The sequence below is a fragment of the Paenimyroides ummariense genome, assembly GCF_900115115.1.
In the GTDB taxonomy this organism is placed as follows: Bacteria; Bacteroidota; Bacteroidia; order Flavobacteriales; family Flavobacteriaceae; genus Flavobacterium; species Flavobacterium ummariense.
In genome coordinates, this window is sequence record NZ_FOVI01000005.1 from 24,977 (window position 1) to 45,280 (window position 20,304).

Consider the following 20,304-nt stretch of genomic DNA (forward strand, 5'->3'; position numbering starts at 1 on the left):
CCCCCCCCCACAAAATTTTTGTAAATTTTGTCATAAATAAATATTTTTACTAAGTTAGATAGTAAATATAACAAAAATTTTAACACATTGTTAAATAAAATAACAAAAAAAATTAAACAATTTGCTGGTTTATTAAAAACATTGTGGATTTCCTGAAATAAACAATTGTAAACTCGATGGCGATAAATATGGAATATCTAAATTTAAACCTCGTACAATCAATAAACATCCTGTAAAAAATAAAAATACCGGAACGGCTTTTTGTAATTTGTTTTTAAATGTTCTGTTTACCCAATTTCCCATCCAAACTAAAAGCGTGAGTAAAGGAATGGTTCCTAAACCATACCAAAGCATAAACAAACCACCGTATAAACTGCCTTGAGTTGCAGTCGCTCCAAACAATGCCATATAAATCATGGCACAAGGCAGCAAACCGTTCAACATGCCCATAACAACGAATGATATAAGTGTTTTTTTGCGGATGTATGTGCCAAAGCTATTTTTAAACTTTAAATACCATTTTGAATTGGAGCTTAAAACAACGTTTTGAAGTCTTTTTTCGTTAAAAAACAAAACTCCGATTATTAAAAGAACTCCAAATATAATAGAAACATTTTGTTGTAAACCTGCAATAAACAAGCCTTTGCCTAATGTTCCAAAAATGATTCCCAATAAAACGTAAATGCTTATTCTGCCTAAATGATACAGTAAAATAGCTGCTGTTTTCTTTGTTGTGTTAAATTGATGCACGGGTAACGCCAAAGCAATTGGTCCGCACATTGCTACACAGTGCATGCTTCCAAATAACCCCAACAACAACGGTATAATCATTATAAAACCAAGGTTTGCTGTTTTAAATATGCAGTGTTATTATGTGTAAAATCAAGGGTAATATCCCAACGACCATCTACCAAGCGAGATTTAGGTATAAGCATGTGATTTGAAGACAATTCCAAAGGAATTGTTTGATCAAAAGCCTGGTTAGACGGTCTGTAAAGGGATACTGTTCCTTTTATATCGGCAGCATTAAAATCTTCAGGAAAATAAATATCAATTCCTTTTTCCGAAATTTCAAAACGTAATTTGTTTTCTAAAGCATTTGCGTTTTCCTGCTTAATTCTGTTACCGTTAATTTCTGTTTCTTTCTGATAATATTGTTCTGTTACCAGTTCGTTATCATAGCGTGCATCTAATTGCACACGAATCACGTATTGCAGTATAAATACCATAAATGCTATGATACCTATTACTATTCCTGTTCCCCAATTAAATTTCATTTGTTCTAGTTTTAGTTTTTTTTCTTTTCTTTTTCCTTCTAATTAAAACTCCGTGGTCCTAAAAAGTTGGTTTTTGTGTGATCTATCAATTCATCGTTATTATAAATTTCTAACTGAACTTCGGTTTTATCACTCTTTAATAATGCCTGCGGAATTTCTATAAACAACGTTCCTTGCACTACTTCTTCTTTTGGGATTTTGATCGATTTTTTGCCAACCAATTCTAATTTACCTTTCGGATGTATCAGTTTAATAGATACGCTTTCGTAATCTCTAGCTGTTTTGTTGACAATTTTATAGGTGTAAACGTTACTTATGTTTTCCCCTTTATGTTCAAACAACTGTCCTGGTAAACGCAATACTTTTGCTTCAACTTCGCTTCGTAAGAACAACAAACCGGTTAAAATGCCCACCAATATCAGCAATACGGCAGAATAGCCTTTCATACGGGCTGTGAATACGAATTTTTCTTTCTTGGCGATTTCATCTTCCGATGCGTATCTAATCAAACCTTTCGGAAGATTTACCGATTCCATCATAAAGTCACAGGCATCGATACAAGCAGTACAGTTTACACATTCTAACTGCGTACCGTTACGGATATCGATTCCTGTTGGACAAACCTGCACGCATTGCGAACAATCGATACAATCACCAATGCCTTTTTCTTTACGATCTTCGTTTTTTCTGAATTTGGCTCTGCCTTTTTCTGCTTCGCCACGCTTATAATCATACGCTACAACCAGTGATTTTTCATCAAGTAAAACACCTTGTAATCTACCATATGGACAAGCGATGATACAAACCTGTTCGCGAAACCATGCAAAGACAAAATAGAAAACGGCTGTAAAAATGATTAGCGAAATTAGGGTAGATACATTGGTAAAGGGTCCGTTTTTGATCATTCCCAAAACCTGATCAGAGCCTATTAAATATGCCAGAAAAACGTTTGCTATTATAAATGATACAATAAAAAAGAGGAACCATTTTAAGCCCTTTTTCCTTATTTTTTCGGCATTCCACTTTTGTTTGTCTAATCGTATCTGTGCACCTCTATCGCCTTCAATCCAATATTCGATCCTTCTGAAAACCATTTCCAGAAAAATCGTCTGCGGACAGATCCATCCACAAAAAATCCTGCCAAAAACAACCGTAAAAAGTGCCACAAAAACCACAACGATAATAATTGCAATTACCACGATATAAAAATCTTGCGGCCAGAACGTAAAACTGAATATGGAGAATTTGCGCTCTAAGACATTAAATAAAAACAGCTGGTTTCCGTTTATTTTTATAAATGGCGATGCCAAAAGTATAACCAGCAGTAAATAACTTATTATTTTGCGTAGATCATAAAATTTACCTGACGGCTTTTTAGGATATACCCAAATTCTTTTTCCTGCTTCGTCAACAGTACCTAATCTGTCTCTAAAGCTATTATTTTCATCATTAATCATTACTACATAAATTTTAAACTAGCTTTAAAATAACCACAGCCCTTGTTTGTGAAGAGCTGTGGAAGAAAAATAAAACTAAAACTCTCCAAATGATTATGGAAATTACTATGCGTCTGGTGCACTTGCTTGCGGTGCTGCCAAACTATCGTTTTTAACGGGTGCCACACCTGCCGATGCCGCAACCTTATCGCCTTCTGGTGCTTTGCCATCTGCCGGATTTGTACCTTGAAGCGATAAAATATAACTTGCTACTTTTTGAATATCGCTTGGTTTAATTTGCTGTTTCCAAGCAACCATTCCTTTACCGTCGCGACCACCTTCCATAATGGTATTAAAGATTTCTTTAACATCGCCACCTAAAATCCAGTATTCGTCTGCCAAGTTAGGACCGATACCACCACCACCATCGGCACGGTGACACGCCACACAATTACTATCGAAAATAGCTTTACCTGCAGCAATATCGCCCGCATCGGTCAATAAAACCACTTTGTCTGCTGTAAGTAAATCGGGAGCAGTTTTCTTGTACTCTTCGATTTCTTTTTGAGCGATCATCATATCCTTTTCTAACTCTTGAATCTGATTATCGCCACCAAACAAATGGTATTTACCAATGTAGATTACTCCAAAAATAATTGTGGCATAGAAAAGATACACCCACCATGGCGGTAAATCGTTGTCAAGCTCTTTAATACCATCGTAATCATGCTCTAACTCAATTTCTTTTTCATCTTCTAAACCACGAGTTTTGGTTAGTTTTTGCAGAAGATTTTTAACCAACGGCAATTGCGAAATTGGTGTATTATCTAATGCTTCTTTCTGTGCGCGTTCTTCGGGCGACATAAGTTGGTTAATGATATTGTTAGATGCACTTGCTACAATTTCCAGCGCAATAATCACCAACAAAATCAATCCTAAAAGAGCTAACACAGACGGATATTCAATAATCATTGGTTTATCGCCCGAGTCTATGAAATAATCTAAAATTCCGTAACAAGCAAAAAATATTAGCGGAACACGGACATATACAGGGAAAAATCTTTTCATAACTATAAATTCATATTGGTTTGACCTTCGTTTTCGTCGGCATTTTGCAACGGCAACTTACTTAATTCGTTCAAGGCACTTTTTTTATAGGTAAATACCCAAATAATTAAGCCCGTGAAGAACAAAAAGAAGATAAGCAAGGCGATAATTGGATAAATTTCTATACCAGAAATGGTATCCATATTGTGTTTTATAAACTTCAACATAACCTATTCGTTTTTATCTTTAACCTTAATATCAGTTCCTAAACGTTGTAAATACGCAATTAAAGCAGTGATTTCTCTTTCGCTCATAGGAACAAATTTTTCTCCGTTTGCTTCGGCAGCTTTTTTACTGGCTTCGTACGATTTTACAAAATCAGGATCACTCTTTAAATTTTCTTCGATTTTTTGCGCTTGAATTTGGATCGATTTTTTAGCGTTTGCAATTTCTTCATCGGTATAAGGAACACCCAATTTCTGCATTACGCGCATTTTGGTTTCTACTTCGGTAAGATCCATTGCTTCGTTATCAAACAACCATTTGTAACCCGGCATGATTGATCCCGGCGAGGTACTTTGCGGATCGTACATGTGGTTGAAATGCCAGTTGTCTGAATATTTGGCTCCTAAACGGTGTAAATCGGGCCCGGTACGTTTTGATCCCCATAAGAACGGATAATCGTAAACATATTCTCCTGATTTTGAGTATTCGCCGTAACGTTCTACTTCACTTCTGAATGGTCGAACCATTTGCGAGTGACAGTTCACACAACCTTCACGAATGTAAAGATCACGACCTTCTAACTCTAACGGCGTGTATGGTTTTACACTTGATATGGTTTGTATGTTAGAATCTACCACCAATGTTGGTACAATCTGAATAATTCCACCAATTAAAATAGCTATTGTTGCTAAAATTGTTAATTGAATTGGTTTACGTTCTAACCATGCGTGGAATCTTTCACCGCGAACACGCTTTGGAGAAATTTGTGACAATGCCGGAGCTTCAGCCAATTCGTCTTCTACTTTTGGTGCAGCAGTCATTGTTTTGTAAATATTGTAAACAAGAACTAAAATACCAATTAAATAAAGCGATCCACCTACCGCACGCATGGCGTACATTGGCATAATAGCCGTTACAGTTTCAAGGAAGTTACCGTATTTTAATGTTCCATCTGGGTTGAACTGTTTCCACATCATGTGCTGACTAAAACCTGCGACATATAAAGGAATGGTGTATAAAATAATTCCTAAAGTACCGATCCAGAAATGGAAGTTTGCTAGTTTTTTAGAATATAATTCTGTTTTTGCAATTCTTGGCAGTAACCAATACATAATGGCGAATGCCATAAATCCGTTCCAAGCCAAAGCACCAACGTGTACGTGAGCTACAATCCAATCGGTATAATGGGCAATTGCGTTAACGTTTTTCAAAGAAAGCATTGGTCCTTCAAAAGTAGCCATACCATAACCGGTAATTGCAACTACGAAGAATTTTAAAACTGGTTCTGTTCTAACTTTATCCCAAGCACCACGAAGTGTTAACAATCCGTTGATCATACCACCCCAAGACGGTGCAATAAGCATTACAGAAAATACTACTCCCAAGTTTTGTGCCCATTCTGGAAGTGCCGTGTACAACAAGTGGTGTGGACCTGCCCAGATGTATAAAAAGATTAACGACCAAAAGTGAATGATTGACAAGCGATACGAATAAACCGGACGATTGGCAATTTTAGGCAAAAAGTAATACATTAAACCTAAAAACGGTGTTGTTAAGAAAAATGCTACCGCGTTATGACCATACCACCATTGCACCAAAGCATCTTGCACCCCTGCGTAAACCGAATACGATTTCCACATGTTCACAGGTAGTTCGATATTATTAAAAATATGTAGAACAGCTACTGTAACAAACGTTGCCAGGTAAAACCATATAGCAACATACAGGTGGCGCTCTCTACGTTTAATAATGGTCATAATCATATTAATACCAAAAACAACCCAAACAACTGCAATAGTAATATCAATTGGCCATTCTAATTCGGCATATTCTTTAGACGATGTATAACCCAAAGGCAACGTAATAGCTGCTGCCACAATAATAAGCTGCCATCCCCAGAAGTTAATATTACTTAAAAGATCGCTATACATTCTGGTTTTTAGCAAGCGTTGTAATGAGTAATAAACGCCCGCAAAAATGGTATTACCCACAAAGGCAAAAATAACTGCATTGGTGTGTAAAGGACGAAGCCTACCGAAACTTAACCACGGAATATTGTCTGTGATGTTCGGAAATATAAACATAATTGCTAAAAGCAATCCTACCAGCATACCTACAACTCCGAAAAGTATTGCGGCATACAGGAACTTCTTAACAATTTTGTTATCGTAATAAAATTGTTGCACTTCCATAAATAATAATTAATTTGATTGTTTTTGTTTTTTTCCTTTTTTTTCTTTGATCTCATCGTCGAACAGCATTCTCACCGACGGTGTATACTGATCATCGAATTGTCCGCTTTTTACTGATTTTATGAAGAGGGTCAGAAAAACGGCTGCTACAAATATGCTAATGCATATTAAAATGTAAATTACGCCCATACCTTAAATCTTTGTACAAAGCTATAATTGGCAGATTTAATAAAATATGATAAATGTCAGTTTGCAATTTTAATTTTAAGATTTTATTTATTAATCTAGATTAAGTTCTTAATAGAAACATCTTACTAAATTTGAAACTTATTAGGTCTTTATTTTTAATATTTTCGAAAGACACCGGCTTTTCAGTTGGTGTCTTTTTTGTTTGGATATTTTTTTCGACTACTTCTCTCCTACTCAAACATTTTTTTTTCATTCTAATTTTTAAATCAAAAATAAAACAGTTTTCATCGTTTTAAATCCATATCCTAAAATTATTCTATTACAAATCAACTTAAAAGAAAAATAATCATACAAACATCTTTTAATAATCAATTAAACAGATTTATTTTCTTAAATAACACTTGTTTTTAGAAAATATATAACTACATTTGCTTCGTTAAAAAATAACAATGACAACAACTAACCTTTATAAAATGTACATGTTTATGATGATGCGTAAAGCGTCGGAATAAACTATACCTTAAACCCAAATTTGTTTAATCCTTTAGGTATAGCCCTGAAGGATTTTTTTATGGAATTTATCATGATCAAAAAAATAATACCAAAACAGTTTACCAGTCATTTTGCAGATAAAGATTGCGAAATCAGTTATCAGTGGATTTGTACTTACAATGAATCCAAACCAACGCTTGTTATTCTACATGCGCTAACAGGGAACAGTACGGTTACGGGCGAAAATGGTTGGTGGAACGAATTGGTTGGAGTTTCAAAAGTGATTGACACTGCTAAATATAACATTCTGTCAATTGATACTTTAGGTAACGGATACGCAACAAATACCCACGAAAATATTCATTCAGTAGAAAAAATGAGCGTTAACGATATTGCAAAAATTAATCTTTGGTTGTTGAATGAATTAGAATTGAGAAAAGATATTTCAATTATCGGTGGAAGTTTGGGCGGAGCAATTGCTTGGGAAATGTGGAAAGAGAATCCGGAATTGTTTGATAAGTTGATAAGTATTGGCGCGAATCCGTTTGAAGATCATTGGATTAAAGCAATTACTTTTTTACAGAACGATCTTTTACAAAACGATAATGGTTACGAAAAAGCGCGAATGTGGTCGATGCTTTTTTACAGAAATGCTTTAGGAATCAACAATAAATTTAAAAGCAGTAATCAGACAATAGAAGATTGGTTGGTGTATCACGGAAATTCACTAAAAAAACGATTTTCGAAAAAATCATATCAAATCATGAATCATTTGTTAGGATCGATAGGAAAAGGAATCAATAAAGATCAATACCTAAAAGCATCTCAAAAAAGCAACACGAAAATTGTGATTGTAAGCATTTCATCAGACTGGTTGTTTCATCCGCAACATCAAATAGAATGGACAAATGAACTAGCAAAAACATACAAAAACGTAACGCATCACTCTTTAGAATCAACACACGGACACGATGCTTTTTTAATAGAATTTAAAAAATTAGAAGAAATATTAGCACCTTATTTATGAGCAAAGTATTAAAATTCGGAGGAAAATCACTGGCAAGTTTACACACAAACAACAACTTGCTGAACATTATAGCCAATTATTTAGAAACATCAACGTTAATTATCGTTGTATCGGCAATTGGCAACACAACCGATTTGCTGTTGGAATTGCTTGAAAAAGCAAAAGAAAACAAACCTTACACAGATCAATTACAAGAACTTAATGCATTAAATTTTTATCCACAGATAAATACCGAAGAGCATTTTAAGTTGATCGAAAACATTTTGCAAGGCGTTTCGTTAATTCAGGATTACAGCGCAAAAGTTCAGGATTTATTGTTGGCTCAAGGCGAATTAATCAGTTCAAAAGTAGTAACGCAACTGTTATTAAATCAAGGTTTACAGGCAACTTTTGTAAACAGTTCGCAATTAATTAAAACCGATGCTTATTTTACCGCAGCAAATGTAAATGAAACTTTAACCGAATTAGCTGTTAAAACCGAATTTGAAAAATTATCTGATAAAAAACTGATTGTTTTAGGTGGATTTATTGGCAGTACTGCAGAAAATGAAATTACAACTTTAGGCAGAAACGGCAGTAATTTAACCGCAGCGCTAATTGCAAATTATACTCAGGCTGAAGAATTTTTAAATTTTACGCATGTTGATGGTATTTACACCGCAAATCCGGAATGGGTTGCATCTGCCAAACGAATTGAACATTTAAACTACAGCGAAGCGAATGAATTGGCTACTTTCGGGGCTTCGATTCTACATGCAAAAACCATTGTTCCGTTGATTGATAAGAAAATTCCGTTACGAATTTTAAACACCTTGAATCCTGACAGCACGGGAACATTAATTTCTGCAGAACCAACACCAAATGGAGTAAAATCGTTAACGGTTCTTCAAAACGTAGCATTGATTAATTTTCATGGTAAAGGTTTGTTTGGAAAAGTGGGAGTCGATGCTCGAATTTTTAATGCACTGGCAAAAAACAACATCAGCGTAAGTGTTATTTCTCAAGGTTCGTCTGAGCGTGGATTAGGATTTGTCGTAAATGATTCAGAAGCAACTTCAGCAAAAGAAATTTTAGAACACGAATTTCAGCACGATTTTTATACAAAAGATGTCGAAAACATCAGTATTAACAACAATATTGCCGTAGTTTCAATTATTGGGCAAGATCTAAAATCGTTTCACAAACCTTACAGCGCGTTGGTAAAAAACGGCATTGTTCCTATTCTTTTCAACAACTCGGTTTCGGGAAAAAACATCAGTTTGGTGATCGAAAAAGAACAATTTAAAAAAGCATTGCACGTAATTCACGGACAAATTTTCGGCGTGAATAAAACCGTTAATATTGCCGTTGTTGGCAAAGGAACTGTAGGCAGTGTGTTGATTGACCAAATTGTTGCATCGAAAAATCAGATTTCCGAACGTAAAAATATCGATTTAAACATTTTTGCAATTGCCAATTCGCATTCGGTTTACTTCAGTACAAACGGTTTCAACACCAATTGGCAAGATCAGTTCAATATTCCGCAACCAAATTCGCTTTCATCAATCATAGAATATGCAAAAGAGAATCATTTAGAGAATTTAATTTTAATTGATAATACGGCGGCAGAATCACTTCCAAACCGCTATAATGATTTTATTGATAATGGATTTGATATCGTTTCATCGAACAAAATTGCGAATACGCTTTCGTTTGAATTTTATAAAAATTTGCGTGAAAATCTAAAGAAAAATCAGAAACAATATTTATACGAAACCAATGTTGGTGCGGGTTTACCTTTGATCGATAATATAAAATTACTGCATTTATCGGGCGAAAATATAACCAAAATAAAAGGTGTTTTTTCGGGAACTTTGAGTTACATTTTTAATCTGTTTTCGGTAGAAAATAAACCGTTTTCTGAAGTTTTAAGAGCAGCGATTGAAAAAGGATTTACCGAACCCGATCCTCGTGATGATTTATCGGGAACCGATGTTGCCCGTAAATTATTGATTCTTGCCCGCGAATTAGATTTAGAAAATGAACTGCAAGATATTTCCATTCAAAATTTAATTCCTACTGAATTTCAATCATTAACCGTTCAAGAATTTTTAGCACAATTAAGCGGATTAAACAATCATTACGATGATTTAAAGCAGCAGTTAAAAGCAAACGAAGTTTTACGTTACGTTGGCGAATTATCGGGTGATTTACAACAACAAAAAGGCGTTTTAGAAACCAAATTAGTAAAAGTAGATAAAAATTCTGCTTTGGGACAATTATCGGGATCTGACAGTATTTTCGAGATTTATACCGAATCTTATGGCGACAGACCAATTATTATTCAAGGAGCCGGAGCCGGAGCACATGTTACTGCACGCGGCGTTTTTGGAGATATTTTACGTTTAGCAGAAAAAAAATAGTCATGAAAAAAGAAACATTAGCAATAAGAAATCAAACCGAACGCACGCAATATTTAGAACACAGCACGCCGTTATTTTTAACATCAAGCTTTGTTTTTGAAGACACAGAAGACATGCGCGCATCGTTCGCAGAAGAAAAAGATCGAAACATTTATTCACGCTTTAGCAACCCAAATGTATCCGAATTTATAGAGAAAATGGTGTTGCTTGAAAATGCCGAAGACGGTGTTGGCTTTGCAACCGGAATGGCTGCGGTTTACAATACGTTGGTGACGTTTCTAAACAGTGGCGATCACATTGTTTCTGCAAGCAGCGTTTTTGGTTCAACTCACACGTTGTTCACAAAATATCTGCCAAAATGGAACATTGAAACTACGTATTTCAACATCAGCGAACCTGAATCAATCGAAGCTAAAATACAATCGAACACTAAAATATTGTTTGTTGAAACACCTACAAACCCTGGAGTTGAAATAATTGATCTGGATTTTTTGGGCGATTTAGCGAAAAAACACAACCTATTATTAATTGTTGATAATACGTTAGCAACGCCAATTATTCAAAACCCGATTGATTTCGGTGCTCATTTGGTTATTCATTCGGCTACAAAATTAATCGATGGTCAAGGCAGAGCATTAGGAGGTGTAACTGTTGGATCAAAAGAACTGATACGCGAAATTTATCTATTTTCTCGCAACACAGGCCCTTCATTAGCGCCTTTTAACGCTTGGATTTTTTCTAAAAGCTTGGAAACTTTATCAATCAGAGTAGAAAAACATAGTGAAAATGCTTTGAAAGTTGCTCAATTTTTAGAAAGTCATCCGGCGGTTTCCAATGTAAAATATCCATTTTTACCGTCGCATCCACAGTATCAAATCGCAAAAAAACAAATGAAATTGGGCGGAAACATTATTGCTTTTGAATTAAACGGAGGAAAAGATGCAGGTAAAAAGTTTATCGATTCTATAAAACTGTTTTCAATTTCAGCAAACTTGGGCGATACACGAACCATTGTCACGCATCCGGCAACCTCAACACACAGCAAATTAAACACAACCGAACTTGCCGAAGCCAATTTAACTGAAGGTTTAATACGAATTTCGGTTGGTTTAGAACATATCGACGATATTATTACCGAACTAAATACCTCTTTTTTATAATGGAAACGCTCTGTAAAAAATCATCAATTTCAGAAATCATAAAGCACCGAACGTTGGTGCTCGATGGCGCTATGGGAACCATGTTGCAGGCGTATCAATTTACCGAAGAAGATTTTCGCGGCACGCAGTTTCAAGATTTTCAGCATCCGTTAAAAGGTAACAACGATTTACTTTCGATCACGCAACCCGAAGCGGTTAAAGAAGTCCATAGAAAATATTTGCAAGCAGGTGCCGATATTCTGGAAACCAACACGTTTTCTTCAACAACCATTGGTATGGCAGATTATTACCTGGAAGATTATGTGTATCAGTTGAACTATCAGTCGGCAAAAATAGCCCGAGAAGTTTGTGACGAGTTTGATATCATTACACCCGATAAACCGCGGTTTGTTGCAGGATCGATCGGCCCTACGAATCGTACGGCATCTATGAGTCCTGATGTGAATAATCCGGGTTATCGTGCCATTACTTTTGAGGATTTACGAAAAGCTTATAAACAGCAAGTTGAAGCGTTGATTGATGGTGGTTGTGATTTACTTTTGGTGGAAACTATTTTTGACACGTTGAATGCAAAAGCGGCATTATTTGCGATTGAAGAAGTTAAAATTGAACGAAATATTGATATTCCAATCATGGTTTCGGGCACGATTACCGATGCTTCCGGCAGAACACTATCCGGGCAAACAGTCGATGCTTTTTTAATTTCGATTTCGCACATTCCGTTGTTAAGTATCGGGTTCAACTGTGCTTTGGGAGCCGAACAATTAAAACCTTATTTAAAGCAGTTGGCGCAACATACATCGGTAAATATTTCGGCGCATCCAAATGCCGGTTTGCCGAATGCTTTTGGCGAATACGATCAGTCGCCCGAAGAAATGCAGCAATTGATTGCCGATTTTTTAAAGGAAGATTTAGTGCAGATTATAGGTGGTTGTTGTGGAACAAATCCAGATCACATCCGCTTAATTGCAGATGCTGTTACGCAGTACAACACTTTAAGAAATAATGTGGAGGTTGATGAAGTAAAACCGCACCCAATTTTAACGCTTTCAGGTTTAGAACCGCTTTTTGTTACAAAAGAATCGAATTTTATCAATATTGGCGAGCGTACAAACGTAACCGGTTCACGAAAATTCCTTCGATTAATAAAAGAAGAAAAGTTTGATGAAGCCTTGGATATTGCCCGATTACAAGTTGAAAACGGGGCACAAATCATCGATATAAATATGGATGAAGGCATGTTGGATGGCAAAGAAGCAATGGTGAATTTTTTAAACCTGATTGCTTCGGAACCTGATATTGCTCGCGTTCCAATAATGATCGACAGTTCTAAATGGGAAATTATCGAAGCCGGTTTGCAAACCATTCAAGGTAAAGGTGTTGTAAATTCCATCAGTTTAAAAGAAGGCGAAGAACTTTTTATTCGTCATGCAAATTTAATTAAACGTTACGGTGCTGCGGTGGTGGTAATGGGGTTTGATGAAGCCGGTCAGGCAGATACCTATCAAAGACGAATTGATATCTGTAAAAGATCGTACGAAATTCTGGTTCATCAAGTTGGTTTTCCTCCGCAAGACATTATTTTCGATCCAAACATATTTCCCGTTGCTACAGGAATGGAAGAGCATAACAACAATGCGCTCGATTTCTTTTTGGCAACAAAATGGATTCGTGAAAACCTGCCGTATGCAAATGTTTCGGGTGGTGTAAGTAATGTTTCGTTTTCTTTCCGTGGGAATGATCGCGTAAGAGAAGCCATGAATGCAGCATTTCTGTATCACGCCGTTCAGCATGGTATGAACATGGGAATTGTAAATCCTGAATTATTGGAAATTTACGATGAAGTTAATCCTGAATTATTGGTTTTTGTTGAAGATGTACTTTTAAATCGAAGAAGTGATGCCACCGAACGATTGCTTGATTTTGCCGAACATTTAAAAGGTGAAACCAAATTTAAAGAGGAAAAAGTTTTAGAATGGAGATCGCACGCTTTGCAAGAGCGTATTACACATGCGCTGGTGAAAGGTATTGAAGAGTTTATTAATACTGATGTAGAAGAAGCCCGCCAAACGGTTGACCGACCAATTCAGGTAATTGAACAACATTTAATGAACGGAATGAACATTGTGGGCGATTTGTTTGGTTCGGGAAAAATGTTTTTGCCACAGGTTGTAAAATCGGCTCGGGTAATGAAAAAAGCGGTGGCTTACTTGTTGCCTTTTATCGAAGAAGAGAAGTTGAAAAACGGAGTAACAAATAATTCATCGGCTGGTAAAGTTTTAATGGCAACCGTTCGCGGCGATGTACACGATATCGGTAAAAACATTGTTGCTGTGGTTTTGGCTTGTAACAATTTCGAAATTATAGATTTAGGAGTGATGGTTCCGCCCGAAAAAATTATTGAAACCGCCATAAGAGAACAGGTTGATGTAATCGGGTTAAGCGGATTAATTACTCCTTCGTTAGACGAAATGGTTTATTTGGCTAAAGAATTAGAAAAAATCGGAGTTAAAATTCCGGTAATGATTGGTGGTGCAACAACATCTCGTGCACACACCGCCGTAAAAATTGCACCTGAATATACACAAACGGTTGTTCATGTGAACGATGCATCGCGTGCGGTAACAGTCATTAACAATTTATTGCAGCCCGATAAAAACAAAATTTATAAAGAAGACATTCGTGCCGAATATGAAAAATTACGTTACGATTTTTTACATAGAGCGCGAGATAAAAAATATTTGTCGATTGCCGATGCCCGTAAAAATAAATACAAAATAGATTGGGATTCACAACAAATTGTAAAACCAAATTTTCTTGGTAAAAAGCAGGTTAGCGTAGAATTATCAGAATTGGTTCCATATATAGATTGGACTCCGTTTTTTAGATCTTGGCAGTTGTTTGGTAAATATCCCGAGATTTTAACTGATGATATTGTAGGTGAACAAGCAACTATTTTGTTTGCAGAAGCACAGGAAATGTTGAAGAAAATAGTTTCAGAAAAATGGTTTGAAGCTAAAGGAATCATTGGGATTTACAAAGCGAATCAGGTAAATGATGATGATATTGAGTTGATTGATGAAAATAATGAAACTATCGCAACTTTGCTAACTCTTCGTCAGCAGGCACATAAATCGGGCAGTGTACCAAATATTGCCTTGGCAGATTTTATCGCTCCAAAATCAACAGGAATCAACGATTATGTAGGTTTGTTTTGCGTGAGTACCGGTTTTGGAGTGGAAGAAAAAGCCAAAGATTATGAAAACGCTCAAGACGATTACAACTCTATTATGGTTAAAGCGTTGGGCGATCGTTTGGCTGAAGCTTTTGCGGAGTATCTGCATGAAAAAGTCCGTAAAGAAATTTGGGGTTATTCGGTTTCGGAACAATTAACCAATGACGATTTAATTAAAGAATCGTATGAAGGTATTCGTCCGGCGCCTGGTTATCCGGCGTGTCCCGATCATTTGGAGAAAAACACCATTTGGGATGTTTTAAATGTAGCCGATGAAATTGGTGTAACACTAACCGAAAGTTTGGCAATGTGGCCGGCATCGTCGGTTTCGGGATATTATTTTGGAAACAAGGAAGCTAAATATTTTGGCGTGGGGAAAATTAAAAACGATCAGGTTGAAGATTATGCCCGCAGACGAAACATCAGTTTTGAGGAAGCTACCAAATGGCTTGGTCCAAATATAAATGAATAACTTTTGAAAAATACCACAGATTCACAGATTTCGTCAGTTCGAGCTTGTCGAGAACTTTATTTCAAACCTCACAGGTTTTAAAAACCTGTGAGGTCTTGATAGAGATTTTAAATTTTATGGTGTATCAATAAAAAATAGAGTATCAACAACCAGTTGCGTTAGGGATTAAAGTGAAAAGCCTTTTGTGAAGAATGAACAAAAGCTTGTAGCGAAAAGCCCGACCCGTCCTGATAAGGCGGGTAACACCCAAATAATGATAAAATGAAAGTTACCGAACATATACAGAATGCCGACGGAAAAGCATTGTTTTCGTTTGAGATTTTACCGCCTTTGAAAGGGCAAAATATTCAATGTATTTTTGACACGATTGATCCGTTAATGGAGTTTAATCCGCCATTTATTGATGTTACTTACCATCGAGAAGAATATACGTACAAAGATGTTGGCAACGGTTTGCTGGAGAAAAAAGTGGTAAAAAAACGTCCGGGAACGGTTGGAATTTGTGCCGCTATTCAGAACAAATATAAGGTTGATGCTGTGCCGCATATTTTGTGTGGCGGCTTTACGAAAGAAGATACCGAGAATTTTTTGATTGATTTAGATTTTTTAGGAATTGATAACGTGGTTGCATTGCGTGGCGATGCGGTTAAAAGCGAGATTTATTTTAAGGCTGAAAAAAACGGACACAGATATGCATCGGAATTGGTAACGCAGATTTCGGAATTGAACAACGGTATTTATCTGGATGATGAATTGGAAAATTCGCATACAACCAATTTTTGTATAGGTGTTGGTGCGTATCCTGAAAAGCACATGGAAGCGCCGAATTTTGATACCGATTTGCAGTTTTTAAAGCAGAAAATTGATAAAGGTGCCGATTATATTGTTACGCAGATGTTTTTTGATAATGCCAAGTTTTTTGATTTTGTGGATAAATGTAGAAAATCGGGTATTGAAGTTCCGATTATTCCGGGATTGAAACCATTAACAACTAAAGGTCAGTTAAATATGATCCCGCATCGTTTTAAAGTAGATTTGCCAGATGCTTTGGTTATTGAAATTTTAAAAGCGAAAGACAACGAAGCCGTGAAACAAATTGGTATTGAATGGTGTATTCAGCAAAGCAAAGAGATCATTGCAGCGGAAATTCCTATTGTGCATTATTATTCTATGGGAAAATCGGATACTGTTAAAAGGGTAGCGAAAGAGGTTTTTTAAAATTGAAATAACAAAATAGTTACTGCATCATTCAAAAAACCATATATTTATAAAACATAAAACACAGATTTTAATCAATGGATATTGATCTAATTTTAAACAAAGTACATTCGCTCCCACAGGATTCTTTAAAAGTACTAAAAAGCTATATCACCGAAGTTTCGTACCCAAAAGGTCATATTTTGCTTGATACAAAAGCGGTAGAAAAGAATATTTACTTTATAAAAAAAGGAATTGTCAGAGCTTTTGCACGCACTCCCGACAATGACATTACTTTTTGGATTGGTCGCGAAGGCGAAACTGTTATATCTATGAGAAGTTATGTGGCGCATGAAAAAGGCTACGAAACTATTGAACTTTTAGAAGACGGGGATCTTTATCAGCTTAACACCACTGATTTAAATTCGCTTTACGAAAAAGACATTCATATTGCCAATTGGGGAAGAAAATTCGCCGAACAAGAATTACTTAAAACAGAAGAACGATTGATATCGCGACAGTTTAAAACGGCATCAGAACGTTACAAAACACTTTTGGCAGAAAATCCCGATTTAATTCAACGTGTACAATTGGGTTATATTTCATCGTATTTAGGAATTACTCAAGTAAGTTTAAGTAGAATTCGAGCTGATATTAAATAATTTTTATAAGTTTCCATGAACAATAACAGCAATTTTGCATAAATAGTGCTAAATTTATGTAACATCGTTTAACCAAATAGTACACATGGAAACAATTATAGGAACAATTGCAGGCATATTAACATCGGTATCAATGATACCCCAACTAATTAAGGTGTTAAAAGAAAAAGACGTAGAAAATCTTTCATGGGGAATGATCGCCGTTTTACTTACGGGAGTTTCGCTATGGGTGGTTTACGGAATTATGAAAGATGAACTACCTATTGTTCTTTCGAATGGATTTTCTGTTTTGGTCAACACAACTTTGTTGATTTACTATTTCAGATACAAAAATAAGTAGCATGAAAATGTTAGCAATCATGCTGCTTTTTCGTTTTTTTTGGCTAACTTTAATACAGATTATAAAAAATTAAGACTATGAAAAAGTATTTTTTATTCAGCTGTACCATTCTAACTTCATTACTATTAACAAGTTGTAGTGCGGTAGAAACTATTTTTAAAGCCGGCATGTGGTGGGCTTTTATCTTAATATTTCTTGGAATTGGATTAGTCCTTTGGATTTTTTCTAAAATGAGAAATAAAAACTAAATTCTTACATTACCAAGATGCGGATTTTTTATAAAAAACCGCATCTTTTCTTCCCTTATAAAAACATTCAAAACGCCATTTTTTTAGTTTTAATTTGATAGTAAGCAATTCAAAAAATGCAAATATTAAATTTTACAGACAAAGGCATTTACTGTATTCCGGGTAAGTTTTATATCGATCCTTGGAAACCCGTAGACTATGCGTTGATAACGCATGGTCATGCCGATCATGCGCGTTGGGGAATGAAAAAATACTTGTGTCATCACCTCACAGTTCCCATTCTTCACATTCGCATTGGTGCAGATATTCAGGTTCAGGGCATTGGCTACAACGAACCTATCAACATAAACGGCGTAAAAGTGTCGTTTCATCCGGCGGGTCATATTATTGGTTCGGCACAGATTAGAATGGAATACAAAGGAAAAGTTGTGGTTGTTTCAGGCGATTATAAGTTACAGAACGATGGACTTTCGACTGTTTTTGAACCTGTTAAATGCCACGAATTTGTTACCGAAAGTACTTTTGGACTGCCAATTTACAAATGGGCATCAACCGAAAAATTGAATGAATCCATGCAAAACTGGGTACTTCACAATCAGGAAATAGGAAAAACATCGGTTTTTGTGGGATATTCTTTAGGCAAGGCACAACGTATTTTGAATGCTGTTAATGGTATCGCTCCAATTTATACACATTATTCCATTACCAAACTCAATCAGGCGTATGAAAATGCAGGAATTCAACTGCCACATTATGAATCGCTCGATTTTAGAGAAACTGTTCAACATGTAAATAAAGGCATTGTAATTGTTCCGCCATCGCTGGTTGACACCAATGTTTTAAAGAAAATTCCGAATATGGTTTACGCTATTTGTTCAGGATGGATGCAGGTTCGCGGTGCAAGGAGGTGGCGCAGTGCCGATGCCGGTTTTGCCGTGAGCGATCATGCCGATTGGGACGATCTTTTAAAGGCTGTTAAAGAAACAAATGCCGAAAAAGTGTATGTTACCCACGGGCAAACTGCGGTATTTGCCAAATATTTGAACGAAAACGGAATTGAAGCCGTTGAACTGCATACTGCTTTTGGAAATGAAGAAGACGAATCTACACCCGAAAGCCTATGAAAGCATTTGCACAATTGATCAATTCGTTAGATAGCACCAATAAAAATCTGCAGAAAATAGCGGCAATAGAACTGTTTATTGATACCGCAAGTAATGACGATAAATTATGGTTTCTATCACTTTTCACAGGTAAACGCCCAAAACGAAGTGTAACCACGAAACTTTTAAAACAGTGGGTTTTAGAGGAAACGCAGCTACCCGATTGGTTGTTTGCAGAAAGTTATGCGGCTGTTGGCGATTTAGGAGAAACCATTGCGTTGTTGTTACCCGATAACGAACATCCTTCTGAAAAACCACTTTCTGAATGGATGAACGAAATTATTGCCTTAAAAGATAAATCGGAAGATGAAAAACGAACCTACGTTGTTAACAGTTGGAAAGCCTTAAACACTAGCGAACGCTTTATTTTCAATAAATTGTTAGGTGGAAGTTTCCGTTTGGGTGTGTCGGCAAAAACGGTTATTAATGCTTTTGCAAAACATTTTGACTTGGAAGCTGCCGCCGTAACGCACAGTATTATGGGCGATTGGGATCGAACCAAAGTCGATTTTGAGGGTTTAATTAAAGGAAATTATACCGAAATCAACAAAAGTAAACCTTATCCTTTTTGTTTGGCGTATGCTTTGGATAAAGATTTGATTGAATTAGGATCGATCGATGATTGGCAGATCGAATATAAATGGGATGGAATTCGGGCACAAATAATCAAACGAGAAGGTGAATTTTTTATTTGGTCGCGTGGCGAAGAACTGATTACTGCCCAATTTCCCGAAATAGAAAAAGCGTTGATTGATTTTCCTGATGATTTTGTGATCGATGGTGAATTGTTAGTGGTTAAAAATGGCGAAGTATATAATTTCAGCGAACTTCAAAAACGGTTAAACAGAAAAAATCTGCCTAAAAAAATGCTCGAAGAGCTTCCCGTATCGCTTTATATTTACGATGTTTTAGAATGGAAAGGTGAAGATATTCGCACAAAACCACTTTCGTACCGAAGATCAATTTTAGAAAGTTATTTTAATATCGATACAAATTCATCGTTGCATTTATCACCCGTTATCAAAGAAATCGACTGGAATAAACTACCCGAAATTAGGACAAATGCACGTGTAATAAACAGCGAAGGTTTAATGTTAAAAAATGTTGATTCTCCTTACCACACCGGGCGAAAACGAGGCGATTGGTGGAAATGGAAAACCGATCCGTTAACCATTGATGCCGTACTTATTTACGCTCAAAAAGGCAGCGGTCGCCGTAGTGGTTATTATACCGATTATACGTTTGCCGTTAAAAGTGGCGATGCGCTGGTTACCATTGCCAAGGCTTATTCGGGCTTAACTGATAAAGAAATTCAAGAGGTTAGCAAATTTGTAAACAAAAACGCAATCGAGAAATTTGGTCCGGTACGAACGGTAAAACCCGAGCTGGTTTTCGAAATTGCTTTTGAAGGAATTGGTTACAGCAGTCGGCATAAATCGGGCGTGGCATTGCGTTTCCCAAGAATTTTACGTTGGCGAAAAGACAAAACTGTTGCCGATATTGATACGATTGATGAAGTTAAAAAACTGATTACCTAATT

At 36.1% G+C, this 20,304-nt stretch carries 16 protein-coding genes; 9 read left to right on the forward strand and 7 right to left on the reverse strand.

Annotated features, from left to right (window positions below; genetic code table 11):
* Positions 1-132: 132 nt before the first annotated feature.
* The 7 genes from BM253_RS04995 to ccoS form a co-directional block, all read right to left on the reverse strand.
* The gene (locus BM253_RS04995; protein WP_245758448.1) at positions 133-831 is read right to left on the reverse strand and encodes a sulfite exporter TauE/SafE family protein; all 699 of its coding nucleotides are present in this window, start codon (positions 829-831) and stop codon (positions 133-135) included.
* Positions 831-1,277, reverse strand: coding sequence for a FixH family protein (locus BM253_RS05000; protein ID WP_091520193.1), 447 nt, complete (start codon positions 1,275-1,277; stop codon positions 831-833). Before BM253_RS05000 ends, BM253_RS04995 begins: the two co-directional genes overlap by 1 nt.
* A gap of 38 nt (positions 1,278-1,315) precedes the next feature.
* A complete protein-coding gene (ccoG, locus tag BM253_RS05005; protein ID WP_091520197.1) occupies positions 1,316-2,734 on the reverse strand; it encodes a cytochrome c oxidase accessory protein CcoG in 1,419 nt (472 codons plus the stop codon).
* Positions 2,735-2,839: 105 nt separating this feature from the next.
* On the reverse strand, positions 2,840-3,781 hold the full coding sequence (locus BM253_RS05010; RefSeq protein WP_091520200.1) for a cbb3-type cytochrome c oxidase N-terminal domain-containing protein: 942 nt from the start codon (positions 3,779-3,781) through the stop codon (positions 2,840-2,842).
* Between the two features lie 2 nt (positions 3,782-3,783).
* A complete protein-coding gene (locus BM253_RS05015) occupies positions 3,784-3,987 on the reverse strand; it encodes a CcoQ/FixQ family Cbb3-type cytochrome c oxidase assembly chaperone (protein WP_091520204.1) in 204 nt (67 codons plus the stop codon).
* Positions 3,988-3,990: 3 nt separating this feature from the next.
* Positions 3,991-6,177, reverse strand: a complete 2,187-nt coding sequence (gene ccoN / locus BM253_RS05020) for a cytochrome-c oxidase, cbb3-type subunit I (RefSeq protein ID WP_091520209.1) — start codon at positions 6,175-6,177, stop codon at positions 3,991-3,993.
* Positions 6,178-6,186: 9 nt separating this feature from the next.
* Positions 6,187-6,366, reverse strand: a complete 180-nt coding sequence (ccoS, locus tag BM253_RS05025; RefSeq protein ID WP_091520213.1) for a cbb3-type cytochrome oxidase assembly protein CcoS — start codon at positions 6,364-6,366, stop codon at positions 6,187-6,189.
* Positions 6,367-6,937: 571 nt separating this feature from the next.
* Between ccoS and BM253_RS05030 the strand changes: the two genes are divergently transcribed.
* From BM253_RS05030 to BM253_RS05075, 9 genes are all read left to right on the forward strand, one after another.
* Positions 6,938-7,885, forward strand: coding sequence for an alpha/beta fold hydrolase (locus BM253_RS05030; RefSeq protein WP_091520215.1), 948 nt, complete (start codon positions 6,938-6,940; stop codon positions 7,883-7,885).
* Entirely contained in the window at positions 7,882-10,287 is a 2,406-nt protein-coding gene (gene thrA / locus BM253_RS05035) for a bifunctional aspartate kinase/homoserine dehydrogenase I (protein ID WP_091520219.1), read from the forward strand. The genes BM253_RS05030 and thrA overlap by 4 nt, the downstream gene beginning before the upstream one ends.
* 2 nt (positions 10,288-10,289) lie before the next feature.
* On the forward strand, positions 10,290-11,447 hold the full coding sequence (locus tag BM253_RS05040) for a trans-sulfuration enzyme family protein (protein ID WP_091520223.1): 1,158 nt from the start codon (positions 10,290-10,292) through the stop codon (positions 11,445-11,447).
* Positions 11,447-15,154: a methionine synthase gene (gene metH / locus BM253_RS05045; protein ID WP_091520227.1), complete on the forward strand. Its 3,708-nt coding sequence runs from the start codon at positions 11,447-11,449 to the stop codon at positions 15,152-15,154. Before BM253_RS05040 ends, metH begins: the two co-directional genes overlap by 1 nt.
* A gap of 261 nt (positions 15,155-15,415) precedes the next feature.
* Positions 15,416-16,372, forward strand: a complete 957-nt coding sequence (metF, locus tag BM253_RS05050; protein WP_091520231.1) for a methylenetetrahydrofolate reductase [NAD(P)H] — start codon at positions 15,416-15,418, stop codon at positions 16,370-16,372.
* 77 nt (positions 16,373-16,449) lie between these two features.
* Positions 16,450-17,013 (forward strand): Crp/Fnr family transcriptional regulator, encoded by a 564-nt coding sequence (locus BM253_RS05055; RefSeq protein ID WP_091520235.1) that lies wholly within the window; start codon positions 16,450-16,452, stop codon positions 17,011-17,013.
* Between the two features lie 85 nt (positions 17,014-17,098).
* Positions 17,099-17,353: a SemiSWEET transporter gene (locus tag BM253_RS05060; protein WP_091520238.1), complete on the forward strand. Its 255-nt coding sequence runs from the start codon at positions 17,099-17,101 to the stop codon at positions 17,351-17,353.
* 364 nt (positions 17,354-17,717) lie between these two features.
* Positions 17,718-18,725 (forward strand): ligase-associated DNA damage response exonuclease, encoded by a 1,008-nt coding sequence (locus tag BM253_RS05070; protein ID WP_091520245.1) that lies wholly within the window; start codon positions 17,718-17,720, stop codon positions 18,723-18,725.
* On the forward strand, positions 18,722-20,302 hold the full coding sequence (locus tag BM253_RS05075; RefSeq protein ID WP_091520249.1) for an ATP-dependent DNA ligase: 1,581 nt from the start codon (positions 18,722-18,724) through the stop codon (positions 20,300-20,302). The genes BM253_RS05070 and BM253_RS05075 overlap by 4 nt, the downstream gene beginning before the upstream one ends.
* The last annotated feature ends 2 nt before the right edge of the window (positions 20,303-20,304 follow it).